Origin of the sequence: Myroides albus (genome assembly GCF_009711045.1) — a bacterium.
GTDB classification, from domain to species: Bacteria; Bacteroidota; Bacteroidia; order Flavobacteriales; family Flavobacteriaceae; genus Flavobacterium; species Flavobacterium album_A.
In genome coordinates this window covers 13731-34309 of the sequence record NZ_WMJX01000028.1, presented here as the reverse complement: position 1 = coordinate 34309, position 20579 = coordinate 13731, and the positions used below count along the sequence as shown (strand labels likewise).

The following is a 20579-nucleotide window of genomic DNA, read 5'->3' as shown; positions in this document are numbered from 1 at the left end:
TAGTTAAAGTTTCGTAGTCCTTAACTACCTTAGACATATCTAAAGTCTGAGGCTTACCATCCTTATCTGTATAATTAAAGATGTGTTTGTCATTCTCAAAGGTATATGTAACTGTTCCTCCTGCTGGCGGATTAGTTGTGAAGTAATCATTAAATATCTTCTTAACATCTTCATTGTTGATAATATCTTCGAAGTTATTCATTACGTCACCCACTACTGTTATCTCTACAGGCTCATAATTCGAATCTGCTCTCTTTTCGTTATAGTACTTATAGACACCTGTCTTTTTAGTACCATTCATCACAGCAATTATACTTGTTTCTGTTTCAGTGATACTTGCAGAACTAACGAATACTTTCAAAAACTCATTAAACTCTTTACTATCTTTAAGTAGTTTTGTAAGATCTATTTCTGTATCAGGTGTTGTGCTATCCTCATTTTTATAAACTAAAATAGCCTTTTCAGTACCTGTACCAGGAGCTAAAGTAGTCACTGTTTCAAACTCTTTTACTAAATCACTGATAGAAACCTCTTTCTCCTCTTTAGTTGATTTATCAATCCATTTAAAAGTAAAATTATTATCACCTTCATTAGTAATTGATACATTGCCATCTTGAGCTGTTTCTTTAATATAAGTATATAATGTACTATTTGAAACCAAAGCATTCCACTTAGCATTTGACCAAAAGTAAAATCCTGCTTCAAGGGTTGTACTTCCTGTATTGTAAACTAATAAACTTTCTGGATAATCTCCATCTTTAACAATAGTAGTTAAATCTAAACTACTCTTTAACTCAACTCGTGGTATCAAAACCCCTTTATTTTTGGAGCCTATTTCTAGCTCAGCACTAGCATTTGGTAGTGGTGTACCGATTCCTGTTTGAGCATAAACAGTCATTGTTCCAAACAATGCCAACAATGGTATAATATTTTTTTTCATAGCTTTTGTTTATATATACAATACAAATTTAACATAATAGATTAAACAATAAACAAAAAGTATTATAAATCAGCATATTACAAGCTACTTCCATCAAGTATTTAATTAACAAATTCAAACTAATATAAAACATTTAGCACTTTAACTACTATAGAAATAATAAATACACAATAAAACAAAATATATAATATTAAATACATAAAAATAACAATTCAAATTACAAAACACCAAAACTATAATAAACACATTATGTTAATAAATACTATTTTCTGTTGAATTCATCTAAATGTTAATTTTCAACATTTTTAAATTGATTCTGAACTCAGTAAGTGAACGAAGTAATTGTCCTTTTGTGCGACTTTCTTTGCGTTTTCTTCGACTATCCTTGGGGTTCTCATGCTAAAAGAGCGTGTTCTCCGAGCAAAACCCCTAAGAATGTGCGCAAATACTCGAAGAATGTCCAACCAAAATTGCACTGATCTAAAAATAATATCACACGACAAATACCTCCGTTATTCCCAAAAGAAATAAACCAAACATTAAAAAATACACAATAAAGAACCTCTATATGATATTGGACATCTGACAATATTTCTTTATGGTGTAGACAAATTATTTACAAAAACACTAAGTGAACTCAATCTTTAGCTTAATCAAAAACAAAGGCCTTTCTACAACTTTAGAAAGGCCTTTGTTTTAACATACTTAAAGTACAGTAAATACTCATTTTGTTAATCCCATTTACTTGAGGTAGATAAAGCAAATTTACCACTGCCAGTAAAGAATAAACTTAAAGATACCAAAAGGTATATTAACAATAACTCCACCGTTAATCCACCATTGTCGTTCAAAGTAAACAACTGCGTTGACTGCGCAAGCATCATAGCTGTAAAACAATTAATTGCAAAAACGAGCCCAGCTATTCTCGTGCGAAAACCCAGTAAAATCATTATAGGTGCAACAACTTCGCCTGCGTAGACTCCATAACCCAAAAAACCAGGTAATCCTTTATCTACCAACATACCTTGAATAAAAGTAATTCCGTTAATTACCTTACCAATTCCATAAAACAACATTGGTAACCCTACTGAAATACGTGCTAATAATAGACCTACTCCTAAATTTCTATCTATATTCATATATTAAAATTTTAAAAATTATACTTCACAAACACACCTAAATTCTCCAAGTGATCCCATGAGATATTAAACTGTTCTGCATTAAAAGCTAAACCATACATTAACTTTTCATCCTTTAGCCCTATTCTAATATGTTGAAATCCTCTTGTATACTCATTAAAATCAGTATTTCCAACTGCTGATAGTCTAAAGAAAGCATTTAACTTTTGAGTTAACTTAGGGGTATACTCGATTAAAAAAGATTGTTCTAATGTAAATCCTGCTTGGTAAGTTGCTCCAGCAGAATATGATATATTCAAAGTATTTTGCTTATTCTTATATTGATACTGAAGATAACTCAGAAAAAAAGCTCCTGGGTTTTTCACTCCAAACCCATTGTGAAGGCTAAAACGATCACTAATCTTATAGCTAACTGTATTTCGAATAAAAAGAATATTATGAGTATCTTCTGTATACTCTGTATCGAACAATATCAAATTTGATAATTTCCATTTGTCATTAACTTGATAAGATACTGTGTGTGTGTAAAAGTATGACCTATTTCCCACCATCACTTCTGGTGAAAAAGATAATTGCTGCCCTCTCATGACGATGGAGAATAAAAGCACAATTACGAATATAAGTTGTTTCATTGCCTATTATTGTTGTTTGTAAGGCAAATGTATTGTCATTGAGATTCCTAAAGATTAAGATATCTTAAGAAATAAAAACAACTATAAAAAAAGTAAAAACAACCATTTTAAAAAAAAGACAACCTTATTAGAAGGGTACTAAGGATTTACTAACTAAAAACTTACATACTGTGTTTTTTCTTTAGATAGCTTAAAAATTCAGGCGTTACCCCCAAATAAGATGCGATCATATATTGAGGTATTCTCTGTTCGATATTTCTATATTCTTTAATAAATTTCTGATAGCGATCAAAAACTTGAATACTCATTTGTTCCAGCATACGCTCTTGAAGTGAAACATATGCATTTTGAATCTTTATCCTAAAAAAAGTTGATAGTGCGGGAATTTTGACATACAACCTCTCCAATGCTTCACTATTGATTTGTACAAGGGTTGTCTTTTCAATAGCTTGAACAAACATTTGTGACTCCTTACCACTTAAGTAGGAATACAAATCATTGATCCACCATCCTTCTATGCCAATTTGAAGAGTGTGTTCTTGACTATCTAAATCCAAATAGTAACACCTCATACTTCCTGTTACAACAAATCGCATGTGTTTAGAAACTTGACCAGGCTGAAGGACGCACTCTTTGCGTTTTAATTCAACTATATCTATAGATTCATATAATAATTCAACTTCATCTTGGGTCAGATTGACACTCTCTTTTATATGATTAAGAAAAAAGTCTAATATCCTCTGTCTTTTATCCATGTTACTTCTAAACTTATTAGAGCGCAAATAAACAATATTTATGCCTTTTATTGTTTATAGAAAATAAAAAAGTCTTTACTGCTATCGCAGTAAAGACTTTTTTAGTGTATAGTTGTAATACTATTCTACTGTATAATGATAATTATTCATTCCATTATCTTGATTAACGAGCTTAAATCCTATCTTTTCAAAAATCTTCTGTCCTGAGTCATGTAAACGAGGAACAGAATACTCTAAACAAGAAATATCAAAATTGTGCAATAATGGAACAAGGCTTTTCAAAGCATTGGACATAATTCCCTTTTTCTGCATACTCCCGTTAACCCAAACTTTAGCCTGCCAATTATCATTCTTATTTTGAGGAGCTCCCAAGTATATATAGCCAATAGGCGCAAGAAAGTCTTTGAATCTAATACAGTATAAAATACTTTCTCTCTTTTTTGCCTTTCCTATAAAATGTAACAACCGCTCTTTAGCTTCTAATTGATCTGCCGCATAAAACTCCGGAAACTGTTCTTTTACTCCAGAGGTTCTACAATTATGCTCATACAAAAGTGCTTCTTGATCAATAAATTCTTCAATAATTGGCTTAATCAGAAATTTCTCATTGATATCTATTGTAGTGTTCGAATCAAAGATATCTAATTTACTATTTTGCATAGTTTCTGCTATTTAATAATTGCTATTTCAATAATCACTAAGTTAACATAAAAAACCCAATAAATAGTACAGTTTGAACAATTAAAATCCGAATTATCCCATCTTTTTTTAATTAGAAACAAACTTTAATCCTATAATCGACCCAATTAAAGTTGTGATAAAAAACAACCTCCAAAATGTAGCAGGATCTTTAAAAAACAAAATTCCCACAATAACAGTTCCTACTGCGCCGATACCTGTCCAAACAGCATATGCTGTACCTAAAGGCAAGGATTGTGTTGCTTTAATTAAAAAGCCCATACTTAGTGTCATTGCTATAAAAAAGCCAATATACCACCCGATTGCTTCATTACCTGTTGATTCTTTTGCTTTTCCTAAACAGAAAGTAAAGCCTACTTCAAATAACCCACCGATAATCAATAATAACCAATTCATTTTATGCTTTTAAAATTCGGTGCAAATTTCGCTTATATTCACCTACTTTTTTTTACATAGGTTAAAAATTATATCGGGATTTTTTAGTATGTCATTTACTTCAATTTACAAAAGACAAATCACTTTTAAAGCAATAACCAAAATAACTTCGTAAATTTCCACCATTGTCAATTCTATTTTAAATCTAAACATGAGTAGTCCAACCAAAATACCTTTTTTGAGTTTTATCCAGATTGATAAAAAATCGAATACTCCTCTTTATATGCAAATCGCCAATCAATTTAGCAATGCTATACAGAGAAACTATTTATTGAAAGGAACTAAACTACCGGGTACAAGAAAGCTATCAGAACTACTGCAAATCAATAGAAATACAGTTATTGCTGCTTATGATGAGTTACAGGCTCAAGGCTGGATTGAAAGTAAAGCCAATAAAGGAACCTTCGTTATAGAGAAAACGAAGAATACTCCTGTCAAATTAAAAAACTCTTTTGAGCAATATTCATCTATTTATCCAGATAAAGCTGGCTTTGCTTTTAAACAATCTAATATATTAGATAGCCCTTATGAGAAAATAACAACAAAATACTATTTTACAGATGGTACTCCTGACAATAGATTAGTTCAAATCAATCAATTATCGTCATTTTACAGTGCCAGCATAAAAAGAAAGACCAATAAGAAGAAATTAAACAATAGCAGTTATGAGAACAATGCCTTTTTTCTAAAAAATATGGCAAATTATCTCAACTTATCTCGAGGATTACAAATCAATACTCAAAATATACTAATCACCAATAGCAGTGAGATGAGTCTCTATATTGCAGCAGAGACATTACTAAGCAAAGAGGATAAAATCATAGTAACCGACTTAAGCTATTTTTCAAGTAATATGACTTTTCAAAACAAAGGTGCAAAAGTACTTACTGCTGGAGTTGACGAGGAAGGTATTATTATTCAACACGTTGAGAATTTATGTAAAAAACACAAGATCAGACTACTTTACATTACACCTCATCACCACTATCCCACAACAGTTACACTTAGCCCTCAACGAAGAGTTCAACTACTTCACTTAGCAAACAAATATGGTTTTGTCATATTAGAAGATGATTATGACTATGAGTTTCACTATGACAAGAGCCCAATTGTTCCCCTTGCAAGTTCTGATAAAAATGGAATGGTTGTCTATACAGGTTCATTTGGCCATTCACTTATCCCTGGTTTTAAATTGGGTTTTATAGTTGCCCCAAAGGATGTGATACACGAAATGCAAAAGCACTTAAACGTAATAAATCCACAAGGAGATATTCTGATGCAACAGGTCTTAGCAGAATTAATTGAAGAAGGTGAAATAAGTAGATATTTAAAAAAGGCCACCAAAGTATATCAGGAAAGACGCAATTACTTTTGTAAATTACTCAATGAATATTTTCCAGATCAAATCTCATTCAATAAACCGTCTGGAGGATTGGCTGTCTGGGTAAATTGGAATAAAGAAATTAACCTATACAATCTGATGAAAATTGCACTCAATAACAATCTGAGTATCCCTAAAACACTCTTATACCAAAATAAAGACATTAGGGCTACACGCCTTGGCTTTGGACATCTTGACAAAGACGAAATAGAAATAGTTTTAAGTATTCTACACCATAGTGTCAATCAGCTTTAAATTCGATAGTAGCAGTAAATTTCTAAGAGATTTGTTTTGCCTATCTGATTGATTAAATTGTAGAACTACCAGTCTTTTTGGTAGAGTCTTACACGTTTTCGTCAAGCATGGCTGGTATGGTAATCTCCTTTACACAACTGGCATTAGTAGTACTAAGTACAAACTTAATTGCTGATATGACATCAAAAAGAGGGATTAGAGCTCCTTGCGTTTCTTCTATAACTTCTTCAGTAGGTACACTTATATCAAACTCAGTTGCAAGATAGCCAAGGTTTAAAATCGTAATACCTATTTTATCTTTGCGCAGTGATTCTCTTAAACTGTGTACGATTCCTCTTAAAGCAAATTTAGTTGCAGAAAAAGCAACTTCACTTCCCTTGTGGTTTTCTAATCCCCAAGTAGATCCTATCAAAATAATTTTAGCATTACTCGATAGTCTTAAGTTAGCAATAAACGCCTGTAAACCCATGATACAAGCCGTAATATTTGTTTGTACAATTGAATCTATTTCCTTAAAAGAACATCCTTCGAAATCATACTCCTCAGAAAACGCTGTTTGTTCCCATATTCCAACATTATAAATAATACAGTCTAAAGTTGTATCGTGAATGGTTTCTTTAATCTTCAAGACAGCTTCTTCAGGTTTAGATAAATCCGCTGGAATCCAAACAAAGTCGCCTTTGGTTTGTAAAGGTTTACTTCTGGAAACACCAAATACTTTATCATCATCTTCTGGTATGCTATTTATAATAGCATTACCCAAACCTTTACTTACCCCGTATACTAAAAAACGTTTATGTTTCATAAATCAAGTTAATTATAAATATGCAATCCATTGAGAAAAGCCAATTGAAAAACTTTATTCTCTTTTTTAGTACTCTCAATAAATCCCATGTATTTTGAAGATCGCATTTCTTTGTAAACTCGTTTGGCATGCGATACTAAACCTTCTCTCTGCAAATATAAATTAAAAACCCTTTCAACTGTTTTTATATCTGTATAACACAATAAAAAATCAATAGGAAAAGCTAACTGCTGTATATTCATATCATCAGTTAACCTCCATCCTTTCTCTGAAATTAATTCAACGGCAAGTAATGTTTCTTCAAAAATGAAAAGTAAAGGGGCTAAATATTTAGATAACATTTCTTTAATTTCTAAATAGAGATTTTCTTTATTAACACTAGTGAGAACCCACGTATTTACCTTTGCGTCAGGAGGAAGTAAATCTACTACAGAAACAAGCAAAAGTGTAGCTATTGCATTATCCTTACTTCTATACTTATTAAATCGCCATTGTTGTAATCTCTCGCTTTGCACTGCAAAAAAGCAATTAACTTGAATATCACCACTTTTTTCTAATACGACAGGTTGAAATCTTATCTGTAATTCCAATTCACTGTCTTTAGATCTCTTTTTGAGCATTTGCCCTTTTTGAGAACTAACAAAACCTTGCTCTACGTAGTCCTGTCCTAAAGATGCTATTAATTGTAAAAAATCTTGTTTTACAGCCATTGTTTATAAAAGTAAAATAGTTTTTTTAACAACCTGTTTCTTTATTCTGCTATTTCTTCATTTTCAGGTAGAACACTGCTCATCAAACACTGTAGTCGAATAAAATGACGCACAAAATTAAAACAGATTAAAACCCCTATAAAATTTAGTAGGTGCATATAAACATTCAAATCAGACAAAAACTTGAATCCACCATACATTAACAGAACATTTCGAAACAAGTTAATCAAAATGAAAACAACGTAAATAAACCACCATAATACAAATAGACTAAATGGGTACTTCTTTCCGTAACTAATTTGATTCTTTCTCAAATACAAATAGCTACGTCTACACATCTTCGCTAAAATAGTAAAGGGCAAAAACAAATTAAACACGGGAACTATCCAAGCTAAAATAGTCCAGTACTTAGATTCATAAAACACCGTGTCCAGTTTTTGCAAATTCTTGAATGCATTAAAAAACCAGGCTAAAAAGGTTACTACAAAAAAGACACCTACAACAAGGTGAAACTGATTCAAATAAACACTAATTGTTTCTAAATGCACTAAATCAGAGCGCTTGTAATGAATCCCCTTTAAGACGTTACTCACCACAATGCTATCCATGATTGTAAAGTTCAATAAGGCATATACATCGACAAGCAGTAAAAAAGATGAAAACTTAACTAATTGATTTATTCTATGTGTTATTTTATCCATTTACTTATCTCCAAAGTTCAACATCCTGAATTTTAAACTCTTTTATTCTATTTCCCTTTTTATCATTCACTGCGTTATCAAAAACTACCCAATACATTAAACTGCGTTTACTCTCAGGATTTGTATAAATACAACTTAACAATGGTGCATCCTCTGCATTTCCTTTACCGTTTTTATAACTCATTGCACGTGTACAATACTTCTTCACTGATTCGTAATCACTATTGTATTCATAATCTGGTTGATCATATTTAATACTACCATCCTTCTCAATGGTATATGAACTACTTACTAAAAATCGGATACTGTAATAAGGCTTATCATTCATTTTCAATTTTTCAATTGACATCCTATCTTCATCTGCTGTTTTATAAGAAGTATAGTATAACATATCTCCTTCTAATCGATCATACATACTGTAGTTCATAGGATTCTCCTTAAACTCTTTTCCATTGGGAACCATGGTCTTGACAAGCTCTTTCACTGCAAGAGTATCAACCTCATTTTCTGTTACCAGTTGCATAAGAGTGCCTATCTTTTCGCTAAAGCTCTGTGCACTCATCCATTGAGATAAACACAAAAATATCAAAGTAATTATTCTATTTCTCATAATAATAAATTTTGTCCAATATAGATACACATATCATACCCAATTAATAATTTATTGCGTGTATTTTTCTATATATTCTCTTTGCTTTTCCTTATCAATTTGCAATCCATTCAAAATATAGTTTTCCATCGAACCGTATTCCTTAGCAATACCATCAAACATTGCTTGAATATACATAGGTTTTATCCAGGAGAAATTCTCTATTACTTGATAATTTATCTTTGGATATAAAAACTTGCCAAACTTAGCCAATTTCATACGACTGCTTACCTCTTCGACACGGTAATTATTAGAAAGGAGATACTCATCTATAATTACTTGTTGCTCTACCTTTAAAATACTCAATAAAATAGCTCCAATCATTCCCGTTCGATCTTTTCCTGCAGAACAATGAAACAAGGTCGACTCTGTGTTATCTAAAATAGTTAAAACTATCTCCCTTACCTTTTTGATATCGTGTGTTGGATACAAACTGTAAAACTCCACAACTAAGCTATCTGCTTGACTTGGTGTCAACTTTCCTTTTAAAACATCTTTCTTTGTTTTGCTAAACATATCTTCAGAATCATCATATGCTTGATAATTGTGATATGTTAGAGAATTTGGAGTCTTGTCAGGTTTCTTTCCTATTTCTTTGTCTGTTCTTAAATCAATAATAGTAGTAATTCCCAATGAAACTACTTTCTCTTTTTCTTTACTGTTTAATTTATGCAAGTGACCACTTCTGTATATCTTTCCCCATTTAGTATAACGACCTTCACTCGTAGGAATACCACCTAAATCTCTAAAATTGTGAACCTTTCTAAAATCAATCTCTCGATTTGATACAACTAAGGTATCCTCTTTGTGAACAACAGTAAAAAACTTTCGATCTGTATGGGTAAAGTTGACTTTATCTTCCGTAATATTTAGTGGCGTAGGATCTATGATTCTATCTCCTTTATCAAAAACACCGATATATTTGTTGCTTTGCTCAACGATGCGAGGTTTATCATTAACCATTGATGAATATTCGATTGGTTGATAAGTTGTTTTGTATGAGCACCCTTGCAAAGTCAATACAAGTAAAAAAACAACGCTAAACACCTTCTTTATTTCCATACTAATACCTTTATTTCAAAAATAAGCATAATAACCCAAAAGTGTATTTATTTACTTGTGAAAAACCACTTAAGCAATACCTCATCAAAGAAAACGCTGTGTAAAAAAGCTTTTGCCTATTTTTGCAAAAAAAAGATGACTCCTGTAGACAATATAAACAATTACTCTATAAAAGAGTTACTTGATATCTTGGGACGAGACTACCAAGAAAGTGGTATTTATATAGATTTTCACAGCTCCTTTAGCGAAAACCCCTTAAAATATCCCTATCGAAGTAATAATTTTACATTGCTTTTAATTAACCAAGGACAAATAAATTTAGAAATTAACCTGATAAAGTATACTTTATTAGAAAACACAATAACGATTATTCCTCCTCAAATGGTTATTCACTTTAGACAGTTTAGTGACAATATAAACTTTACTGCTATTAGCTTTGACAAGTCTTTTGCTTTTGAAAACACACATTCACAAAACGAAAAAAGCACATTTATCCTCTTAGCTCCCAATACGGTTAATAAGCTTTCTTTAAATCAAGAGCAAAAAAACAATATACACAACCTTTGTACCTTAATCGATCGTAAAAACAATCAAAAAAGCCACCTTACGAATCGACAAGTAGCGATAAAGCACTTGTTTTCACTACTTTTATTAGAACTCCTCGATACAAGTCAGTACAATTATAACACGCTAAAAAGAAATCTATCAAGAAAAGAAATTCTGACCATAAAGTTTCTTGAATTACTGCAAAAACACTTCAAAACCGAGCGATTAATAAGTTACTATGCAAGTTCCCTTTGTGTATCTGAAAGCTACTTGTCTAAAGTCGTTAAAGAAATAACAAGTAAAACCATAGGACAAATAATTGATGATGCTATTATTGTAGAAGCTCAATTACTATTGAGCAATACATCGCTGAGTATTTCTGAAGTATCAGATATTCTTCAATTTAATTCCACTTCTTTTTTCGGAAAGTTTTTTAAAAGAAAAGTAGGTTGTTCACCCCGATTATACAGAAAAGGATTGCTTTAGACCAGTTTTGAGCAAAAAGAGGTCTTTTTTTACACTTTTATTACATTGAACTTTGCTAAGTCAAACAACAACAAGAATTAATCTCTAAAAAAACTAATAATGAGTAAGCATTATATTACTTGTCAAAAGTGTAAAACTGAAAATCTTAATAGCGATTATTGCGTAAACTGTGGGGAAGTCATCAACCTTGTTTTACGACGTCAATTGGAACAACAAAAAGTTACTGAAGAAAGAATTCAAAAAGAAATAAATGCTGAACCTACAAAATTTGAAAAGTTTACTCGTAAGATGTTAAAACACCAGAATCCTTTGATACGCATCACAGCCCTAATTATCCACTCTATTTGGATTGTTGGAGTTTCTATTATGGCTGGTATTGCTTATATCATTGGCTTTATCGCAGCTTAACAAAAAAAAGCAAATTTGAGTTTATTATATTTAATCAGTTCCTAAACGACTCCTTTGCTATAAAGCAAGCAGGAGTCGTTTTATCCTTTTAAATGAAAACAAAACTTTTTTATATCAGTTGTTGCATAGCAGCAATAATCTATGGACTACAAAAAGCAGATATCACTCTTCCGTTATGGATAAATAATTATGTAAATGATTTTTTAACGATACCCCTTGTCCTTAGCATTTGCCTATTCACATACAGAAAGGTCAAACGCAATAAAACTTTGCAATTGCCCTTGAGTTTTATATTAATTACTACATTCTATTACTGTTTCTATTTTGAATGGTATTTGCCTCAAAACAACGAAAGATATACTGGGGACTGGATTGACTGTGTCATGTATTTTTGTGGCGCATTGATATTCTATAGCTTAAATAACGCAAAAGCCCTAAAGCAGTACTCTAAATACTTAATTAAAGTATAGCTCTTTGCGTTTTCACATATGTTATTTCTAATTGACGTTTTACTGAATATATGTTAGCACAACCACCTAAAAACTACAATAGTTTTAATGCTCATACACAATTAATCGTCCAAATTATATTGCATCCATACATTAGGCTCTATATAAACTCCTCTATTTGTTTCAATACTTATTTCTATAGGGTTTAATGCAAAGGGAATAATATATTTTCCTGACGATTGAAAAGTATACCCCGTCCATTCTTCCCATTGTTTTACAGTACCATCAACGAACATAGACTCCTTACAAACTTTAACTATCTTAGCTCCATTGTTCAAATGAGTTCTGATCCAAGAGTCGTAAGGTTGCCCTTTTTCATTAATCCACTGCATATAATCTTCCATTCTTTGCAATGGGTACAAGTGCTTCATACTTGGGCGAATTGGCAAAATAAAATCTTTCAACTTTTGTTCTCTCGCTATTGCTTTCATGAATCTCAAAAGCAATTTACTTATCCCCTGACCTTGATAATTCTTGTTGACCGCTATTTGAAGTGCACAAAGTGTATTAACCTTTGACTGTTTATCCTTGTCAATAAAAGCCTTTTCTAAAGCCCAATCCCATCCCCTATCGGATAAATTCTGGCGCTCAGATTTGGTCAAATACAAGGGTACGCAATTGCCATTGGCTACTAAAACATCACCATCCATTAGAAAAAATTGAAACAAAGGAAACTCATAATAAATCCTTTCCCAATACTCCATATTTATGCGGTCATTTAAAATATATTCTGGCCACACATTTAAGGCATCTACCTTCTCTAATAACAAGTCAAACTGAGGAGATTCAGTTTGAGTCGTTCTAATAAAAGAATATCTATTCTCTTGTATGTATCAAAATCGATTAAATAAAAACATACCTTTTTAATAGGCCTAAAGATAAATATTTCAAAGTATTTCCCCTACAAGATATATTCCTTTAATAAATAAAAAAATCAAACACATCTAATCATTAATGGCTTAATTATTGTATTTATTATTTGATTCTATTAAATAAGATAAAACTATCATTAAATATTTAATTATAAGTTTTACTTATAACAGTATCGATTCATAATATCAAATAGACTATAATTCAACAACTTATCGCGCTAAGTTTGTACCAAGAAAAAAGATATAAACTTCTAACAAATAGATTATGGAAAATAAAAAATTAACTACGGCTTCGGGAAGACCATATGTAGATCATGAAGATTCATTAACAGCAGGCGCAAGAGGTCCTGTTTTATTAGAGGATTACATTTTACACGAGAAATTAGCTCATTTCAACAGAGAGAGAATTCCTGAGCGAATTGTTCACGCTAAAGGTTCTGGAGCTTATGGTACTTTTACCGTTACTAATGATATTACAAAATATACTAAAGCTAAACTATTTGCAGAAGTAGGAAAACAAACGGATGTATTTGTACGTTTTTCAACTGTAGGTGGTGAAAAAGGATCTGCTGATTCTGAAAGAGATCCAAGAGGATTTGCAGTAAAGTTTTACACTGAAGATGGGAATTGGGACTTAGTGGGTAACAATACTCCTGTATTCTTTATCAAAGATGCTAAGAAATTCCCAGACTTTATTCACACTCAAAAAAGACATCCAGCAACTAACTTAAAGTCACCTACAATGGTGTGGGATTTTTGGTCATTAAACCCTGAAAGTTTACACCAAGTTTTGATTTTAATGTCTGATCGAGGGACTCCTTTTGGATTTAGACATATGAATGGTTATGGAAGTCATACTTTCTCAATGATAAACAGCGACAATGAGAGAGTTTATGTAAAATTCCATTTCAAAACTGCACAGGGAATTAAAAACTTAACAGGTCCAGAAGCAGATCAAATGAGAGCGACGGATATGGATTATGCTCAACGCGATTTATATCAAAATATCTCAGAAGGAAATTTCCCTAAATGGAATTTAAAAATTCAAGTAATGACAGAACAACAAGCGAATGAAGCTGTTGTTAACCCTTTTGATGTTACGAAAGTATGGCCTCATGCTGACTATCCACTAATCGATGTTGGGGTTATGGAATTGAACAGAATGCCACGCAACTACTTCCAAGATGTTGAACAAGCAGCTTTTGCTCCGACTCATATTGTAGACGGTATTGGTTTTTCACCTGATAAAATGTTACAAGGGCGTATTCTTTCTTATCCAGATGCACAGCGTTATAGATTAGGAACTAACTACGAGCAAATCCCTGTAAATCGCTGTCCTTTTATGACTAACAACTATCAACGTGATGGATACATGCGTGTAGATGGAAATGGAGAAGATGCACCAAATTATTTCCCTAATAGTTTTGATGATATAGTTGTTGATCAAAGTTACGCTGAACCAGCACAAAGAATATACGGTGAGGTAGCTGATCGATTTGACAGAAATGCTGAAGGAGAAAATGATCACTTTAGCCAACCAGGTAACCTATATCGCATTATGACTGACCAAGAAAAGCAAAATACAATTAACAATATTGTAGCTTCTATGAGCGGTGTTGAAGGTCCTAAACGCAATGAAATTATAGGTAGACAACTTTGTCATTGGTTTAGAGCAGATGTAGAGTTAGGTACACGTATTGCACAAGGTCTTAATTTTGATATAAGCAAACACATGAATTCATAATAATTTTTTTTAAAACTCTATTACGAAAAGCGGTATTTCTTACGAAATATCGCTTTTTTCATGGAGAACATTTATCTCCGTTTTATGTACTTTAGCTTTTTAAATAAGAGCACTCAATGGCACATCGCTTATATGTTTACAACGTATCTTTAGACAAAGATTTTTACGACACTCAACTAATAGGAGAATGGAACTATGTAATTCCCATTTTCTTTTTTCCTCTATTTAGTAATCCCATAACTAAAGAGGAATTAAAAAACTTCGGTATCCGCAAGAATAAAGACTTATATTTTAATATTAAGAAAGCACTTCCTCTATTTAAAGAGTTTCACCAATGGCTCGTAGAAGAACACATTGTATATCCTTCCAAATTAGAAGAATATCAAACTGCGTATGAAAAGCAATTGCACTACTTTGAGAATCTACCTTATGACTACATACTGTTAGATGCTTCAGATGTTTATAATATGCAAGTTGGCAGTCACAAAAAGCAGTCCGAAGAACTAAGTTTAAGCATTGATGAACTTATCCATGAGTTTGTAACTACTTTTAATTACGCTTATGGCAAAGAATATATTGAAAACACAGCTGCTTACACTTATCACTTTGGAACTGGTGCTTCTTTAGTAGAACACATCAATAACGATTATGCAAACTACGGTTGGGATTGGCTTGAAAAAGACCAAAGTCAACTCGATCTTGATTGTTTTGTCTTTGAAGACAATGGATTATTTGGCCTAAAAAATTATAAAGGAGAGATCATCACCCCTCCTATTTATGAATATATAAACGACTTTGAAGAAGGCGCTAAGATTACTATTTATCAAGAAAACAACTTATATGGTTTTATTGATAAAAAAGGAAACATAATCATACCAGCAAAATTTGATGATGTTAGATCTCCTCACATTAACTATATTTTTGATCAAGACAATCAAGATACTCACATAGAGGAGTATTTAGCTCCTGTCTGTACAAATGAACATTGGGGACTAATCAATATAGAAACTCAAAGCTACATTATACCATCGCAACACAAAGACATTGAGTTAATAAATGCAACTTACTACAATGTGTTTAATGGAAGTAAATATGCTATTTTCGATGAAAAAGGCAAACAGTGTACTAACTTTACAAGTTCCTCATTATTTGAATACCACTACAGTCATTTTTGCTCACAGAAAGGAGAAAAGTATAGCTTTTATAGCCCTACCTTTAATTACTTAGGAGAATTTAACTACGCTGACGTTGAAGAAAGTTACGTCAAAGATACCCTGTTAATACCATCCTTAAACTATCCAAAAAAGAAAACACTTATTGATTACAGTGCAAATGTGATCTTAGATGACTTAGTTAGTGTTTCTCAATTAACTGACCAAAACATCCTTGTTAATAAAGGGGCAGAGAAAGGTATCTTTAACTTAAAGTCAAAACAATACACACTTGAACCTTTTAGGTGTAAAGTTGAACAGTACACTTTTTATGACATCAATTTACAACAACACCAACTCTACTTTTCTCATGGTAAGAAAAAGGGAATTTACGATAGTCAAAGCCAAAGGTGGGTTGTGCCTTATGAGAACTTTGATTACATTAAAGTACTAAACAACAACAAAGCTACTGTCAAGTTAAATGAAAAATGGGCTCTAATTGATTTCGATCAACAAGTTGACACTTTCGTTTACGATTGTAATTTTATTACTCTTCACAAAATATTTGAAGAACAAGAAGTTATTATTATCTACAAAGATGACACGGTATATAGTTATAAAAACAATCAATACCACTCCATCTCCAATAGTGTCATGTTACTTTTATACAGCATTCTAACGTATGACACGGACCAAGAATACGCCCTATTCAACAACTATTTTCAACGTGTAAAATCAAGTATCACTATTGCTGATTACCAACCTATCTCACACTTTAAAATAAATTGGATCAGAGAAAAGTTTCTTGAAAAAGAGGAAATCGCTTTATATGATCAACTCTTGTTTTTTGCAGAAGAATTAAATCACAGCGACCTACTCCAAGACTTAGGATACACATACTTAACTGAGCCTGATTACCTCGATTACAACAAGGCTCTAAAGTTATTTCACATAGCAGAACAACACAACAATCCTTACTCTATTACCAATATTGGATATATGTACGAATATGGTTTAGGAACTGAAATAGACATTAAAAAAGCTTTAGAATACTATGAGAAAGGAGCAGAATTAGGTAATGAAACAGCTAAATATAATGCTGCTATTATCTACTATTTTGGACAGGGCAACATTGAGAATGATTTCAATAAAGCCCTATATTACTTTAAAAGAATCAAGAACAACGACAACTATATTGAGGACTATATAGCCGATTGTTACTACCTTTTAGGCGAGTACAATAATGCTCTGAGACACATTAAAAAAGACATCAAGCAAGAGGATCGACTGGGATCACTCCTATTAGGTAGAATGCATTGCTATGGTTATGGAGTAACAAAAGATGTAAGAAAAGCAATCCCTCTCTTGGAGAAAGCTATTCAAAATAATTGTACGAATGCCATTTATGACCTGATACATATATATGCCCATGAAGGCGATGCTATCGATCAAGAAAAGTTAGCTTACTACCTCAATCTTTTAAAAGAAAACAAGATGGAACTGCCCGAAGAATACCAAGACAAAAACTATCTTAGCAAACTTCTTGGAAAATGGTTTAAAAAGTAAAATACAAAGGGGATGAGCAGATTGTTCATCCCTTTTAGTATCTAATAAATAAACTCGTTTAAAAAAGCTTCTTTATAAATACGGATAAAATACTGCCAAAAGAGAATTAATTATCTTTTATTTTATGTTCACAACCCAATAATTCACTTAAACTCAGTATTAATCATTATTTTTATATCTTTCACAGCAACAACATTTTTCGCTAAAATTAACGTGATATGACTAAGAAAAAAGGGAAGCGAATTTTCAAATTAATAGTTTTAAGTATCTTACTTATCATTGGCATCAATTACATTTTAATCAATTGCTCGTCAAACACAAAGGTATATAACTATGATTTTAAAGCTGATACTTTACTTGAACAGAAATATTCAGAAGTATTGCCTAATAGAGATTCTTTGTGGAAGCATTTGGAAGAGTTAAACAACTTAGGTCCTCGTTATACAGGTAATGCTGCTCATGCTCATTTCGTTGAGTATATTCGCACTAAATTTGACCAATGTAATATTGAAGTATTTGAAGATAAAATAAACTTTACTAAATGGGAAGCTAAAAAATGGCAATTACAAACTATAGATTCCCTCAATAACAAAGAAATTATCCCTACCTCATTTTACTATCCCTATTCGGGTTCAACAGAGGCTAAAGGAATCACTGCCCCCTTAGAATACGTAGGGAATAGTAAATCTAAATTGAAAAATGCAAAGGGTAAAATTGCCATTTTTGAAGTAAGCATACCTCCTGTTCCAAGATCCATGCTCTTTCGTAAAAGAAGTTTATATCCAACAGATACTCATCTCCCTACTCTAATAGAAAATACAGTTATTGCATCAGTTTTGAATGGCCCTGATTTACAAGAAGCTCATGATAACGATGTATTAGGTATAATCTGTGTTTGGAAGAACCTCTCTGGTGAAAATGCACTTAACCAATACTTGCCTTTCACTACTCCTTTGTTTCACTGTCCTACATTATGGGTTAATCAAGAACAAGGGGAAAGATTAAAAGAATTAGCCAAACAAAATAAATCAATTAACTTAGTTTTAGAAGCTGATATTACCCCTGATAGTGAATCCTCTACTTTGTATGGAATAATAGAAGGAAAAAACTCACAAGAGGCAATTATAATAAACACACATACCGATGGCCCCAATGCTATAGAAGAAAACGGAGCAATAGCCTTAATTGAGCTTGCCAAATACTATAGTGCTTTACCAAAAGAAAAGCGAAATCGAACGCTAATCTTTGTATTCGCTACTGGACATTTTCAGCTACCCCAGTTTGGTATAAACCACAGGCAAGCAACGTCAAAATGGCTCAAAGATCACCCTTACTTATGGGATGGAGTAGATAGTCACAAAAAAGCTATTGCAGGTTTGACAATAGAGCATCTGGGAAGTTCTGAATGGAAGGATAACAATCAACACACTGCTTATTCAAAAACAAATCCTATTGATTTAGAATTAGTTTACACTTCCAATAAAACAATGGATGCAATTTATTTAAAAGCTCTTGAGGCAAGAAACAAGGTTCGAACAATGACTCTTCGCCCACATAATACATTCTATTTCGGAGAAGGCCAACCATTGTATCAAGTAGGTATTCCAACCATATCTTTAGTTCCTGCACCAGACTATTTATGCAAAGAAATGCCCAATGGAGATATCGATAAATTAGATAAAGAATTAATATATGAGCAGACAATGACATTTAAAAAAATCATCGATATACTTGACAAAGTAAATGCTAAAGAGATTAGCCAAAATGATTCCCAATCTTTTGGATTGTGGTAAAAAAGAAAGAGACTATCAAAAAAGATAGTCTCTTTTACAATATATTCATTACTCTCCCATCTCCTATACGAGATAGGCTAAGATTAAAATCAAGATAAGTAATTCGCAACATACGCGAAAGCCACAGATACGAAAAGTACTGCTACAAAATAGGTCTAAATTAGCGATATAAGCATACAATAGGATAGCTTAAGAACTAATAAAGGAGCTATGAAGTAGAATTGCATTTCAGTATTTAGCTCATGCGTAGTTTAGGTTAACCTTTACAACCAATATTGTCCTTAAATTCCCAAAAACTGGAATGGCTTACTATCTTTCAATTGTGCATTTGCTAATCCAAAATATTGCTCACCATTAGCTACTTGCAATTTTTTAACAGACTGTCCTTTACTAAAATCAAGTGTTTTTAAATCTAACCACATAGGTGATAAAGAAATAGGATCTTCATAGTAATAAACTAAATTCTTTTGATCAGAAACTGTTCTCCATCTTGTTGAAGATAAATTTGGCTCACCGTCAATATGTACTCCAAAAGGTACCGAACAATTGCGAATAACACTGAAAATAGCCCCTACAGACAATTTCTCATCATCACTTTGTTCTACCGCTGTTGCATAGTACTTCGCTCTGGCAAAGCGATCCTCTGATCTTCCTGTTCCTGGCAAATTCTTATTTCCTGGCAAAAAGCTCAAATAATTATTAATAGCTAATTGTTTTTCAAAAGTTGGTGAATTAGTTACCACTGTATACGAAGGATCATGGTATACATTTAACTTTCCATCAATATACTCAAACACAGCGTTATCTCCAGTTGCATCAGATACTGTTAAGTGAACTGTTGCTAATGTAGTACGACCCGGTGTATTTGCAGTTACTACTACCAATGGGTTCTTTTGTAAATCGACTACTGCTTCAGCAACAGTAGCATAGTTATCTAAGGCATACTGTGCCCACATTGCCAAGCTTATTCCTTTATCTTTACCATTTGGGTTATATTCTGGGTATTGAGATTCAACTAACCATAGGATATTTGCTACTAATCCTTTTTCATTCATCCCATCTGTCGTAGCTAAATCAAATGCTGAGGTTACCACACTTCCGTACTTTGCTGTCCATTTCGCAGAGGCTTTTCCTACCTCTCCTACTCTTTCTATCCCTCTTGGAAATACCCAAATATTAGGCATGATTTCCTCTTTCCAATCCATTGAACGAGCTGTTAATATCGTATTGTTTGGCCCTTTATACATTACTCGAGTACATGCTAAAGCGTCATTAGCTATTAAGGCAATCGCTCCTACTAATAATACTTTGGCAATCTTGCGTTGAATTGTTTTCATATTC

Annotated in this window: 18 protein-coding genes and 1 pseudogene; 6 read left to right on the top strand and 13 right to left on the bottom strand. The window is 32.3% G+C overall.

Translation table 11 applies throughout. The annotated features are described in order from the left end of the window. From GJV76_RS11640 to GJV76_RS11615, 6 genes and pseudogenes are all read right to left on the bottom strand, one after another. A pseudogene (locus GJV76_RS11640) lies at window positions 1–940 on the bottom strand (hypothetical protein); the annotation flags it as partial. Window positions 941–1671: 731 nt separating this feature from the next. Then, the gene (locus tag GJV76_RS11635; RefSeq protein ID WP_155092793.1) at window positions 1672–2079 is read right to left on the bottom strand and encodes a DoxX family protein; all 408 of its coding nucleotides are present in this window, start codon (window positions 2077–2079) and stop codon (window positions 1672–1674) included. An 11-nt stretch (window positions 2080–2090) separates the two neighbouring features. Continuing rightward, window positions 2091–2711: a hypothetical protein gene (locus GJV76_RS11630; protein ID WP_155092792.1), complete on the bottom strand. Its 621-nt coding sequence runs from the start codon at window positions 2709–2711 to the stop codon at window positions 2091–2093. A 161-nt stretch (window positions 2712–2872) separates the two neighbouring features. After that, a complete protein-coding gene (locus GJV76_RS11625) occupies window positions 2873–3466 on the bottom strand; it encodes a Crp/Fnr family transcriptional regulator (protein WP_155092791.1) in 594 nt (197 codons plus the stop codon). 120 nt (window positions 3467–3586) lie between these two features. Next, the gene (locus tag GJV76_RS11620) at window positions 3587–4126 is read right to left on the bottom strand and encodes a GNAT family N-acetyltransferase (protein WP_155092790.1); all 540 of its coding nucleotides are present in this window, start codon (window positions 4124–4126) and stop codon (window positions 3587–3589) included. Between the two features lie 108 nt (window positions 4127–4234). Then, a complete protein-coding gene (locus GJV76_RS11615; RefSeq protein ID WP_155092789.1) occupies window positions 4235–4561 on the bottom strand; it encodes a DMT family transporter in 327 nt (108 codons plus the stop codon). 190 nt (window positions 4562–4751) lie between these two features. Between GJV76_RS11615 and pdxR the strand changes: the two genes are divergently transcribed. Then, window positions 4752–6236, top strand: coding sequence for a MocR-like pyridoxine biosynthesis transcription factor PdxR (gene pdxR / locus GJV76_RS11610; protein WP_155092788.1), 1485 nt, complete (start codon window positions 4752–4754; stop codon window positions 6234–6236). Window positions 6237–6324: 88 nt separating this feature from the next. On the opposite strand, the gene GJV76_RS11605 is transcribed toward pdxR, so the two are convergent. The 5 genes from GJV76_RS11605 to GJV76_RS11585 are packed head-to-tail and all read right to left on the bottom strand — an operon-like array spanning window position 6325 to window position 10163. Next, window positions 6325–7041 (bottom strand): SDR family NAD(P)-dependent oxidoreductase, encoded by a 717-nt coding sequence (locus tag GJV76_RS11605; protein WP_155092787.1) that lies wholly within the window; start codon window positions 7039–7041, stop codon window positions 6325–6327. 8 nt (window positions 7042–7049) lie between these two features. Then, window positions 7050–7751, bottom strand: a complete 702-nt coding sequence (locus GJV76_RS11600; protein WP_155092786.1) for a hypothetical protein — start codon at window positions 7749–7751, stop codon at window positions 7050–7052. Window positions 7752–7792: 41 nt separating this feature from the next. Next, the gene (locus GJV76_RS11595) at window positions 7793–8452 is read right to left on the bottom strand and encodes a DUF4328 domain-containing protein (RefSeq protein WP_155092785.1); all 660 of its coding nucleotides are present in this window, start codon (window positions 8450–8452) and stop codon (window positions 7793–7795) included. Between the two features lie 4 nt (window positions 8453–8456). After that, window positions 8457–9062 carry a hypothetical protein gene (locus GJV76_RS11590; RefSeq protein WP_155092784.1) on the bottom strand — a complete coding sequence of 202 codons (606 nt, stop codon included), beginning with the start codon at window positions 9060–9062 and terminating at the stop codon, window positions 8457–8459. A 51-nt stretch (window positions 9063–9113) separates the two neighbouring features. Then, complete coding sequence (locus tag GJV76_RS11585) at window positions 9114–10163, bottom strand: tyrosine-protein phosphatase (RefSeq protein ID WP_155092783.1); 1050 nt, start codon at window positions 10161–10163, stop codon at window positions 9114–9116. A gap of 57 nt (window positions 10164–10220) precedes the next feature. Between GJV76_RS11585 and GJV76_RS11580 the strand changes: the two genes are divergently transcribed. Further along, on the top strand, window positions 10221–11195 hold the full coding sequence (locus GJV76_RS11580; protein WP_317162600.1) for a helix-turn-helix domain-containing protein: 975 nt from the start codon (window positions 10221–10223) through the stop codon (window positions 11193–11195). A 99-nt stretch (window positions 11196–11294) separates the two neighbouring features. Then, a complete protein-coding gene (locus tag GJV76_RS11575) occupies window positions 11295–11603 on the top strand; it encodes a hypothetical protein (protein WP_155092781.1) in 309 nt (102 codons plus the stop codon). A gap of 571 nt (window positions 11604–12174) precedes the next feature. Here the strand turns inward: GJV76_RS11575 and GJV76_RS11570 are convergent. Then, on the bottom strand, window positions 12175–12882 hold the full coding sequence (locus tag GJV76_RS11570; protein WP_196216226.1) for a GNAT family N-acetyltransferase: 708 nt from the start codon (window positions 12880–12882) through the stop codon (window positions 12175–12177). 367 nt (window positions 12883–13249) lie between these two features. Between GJV76_RS11570 and GJV76_RS11565 the strand changes: the two genes are divergently transcribed. The 3 genes from GJV76_RS11565 (at window position 13250) to GJV76_RS11555 (ending at window position 19238) form a co-directional block, all read left to right on the top strand. Beyond that, window positions 13250–14728 carry a catalase gene (locus GJV76_RS11565; protein WP_155092780.1) on the top strand — a complete coding sequence of 493 codons (1479 nt, stop codon included), beginning with the start codon at window positions 13250–13252 and terminating at the stop codon, window positions 14726–14728. Between the two features lie 116 nt (window positions 14729–14844). Further along, window positions 14845–17445: an SEL1-like repeat protein gene (locus GJV76_RS11560; protein WP_155092779.1), complete on the top strand. Its 2601-nt coding sequence runs from the start codon at window positions 14845–14847 to the stop codon at window positions 17443–17445. Window positions 17446–17663: 218 nt separating this feature from the next. Then, a complete protein-coding gene (locus tag GJV76_RS11555) occupies window positions 17664–19238 on the top strand; it encodes a zinc-binding metallopeptidase family protein (RefSeq protein WP_155092778.1) in 1575 nt (524 codons plus the stop codon). A gap of 281 nt (window positions 19239–19519) precedes the next feature. Here the strand turns inward: GJV76_RS11555 and GJV76_RS11550 are convergent, their stop codons facing one another. Then, complete coding sequence (locus GJV76_RS11550) at window positions 19520–20575, bottom strand: linear amide C-N hydrolase (protein WP_155092777.1); 1056 nt, start codon at window positions 20573–20575, stop codon at window positions 19520–19522. Window positions 20576–20579 lie beyond the last annotated feature (4 nt).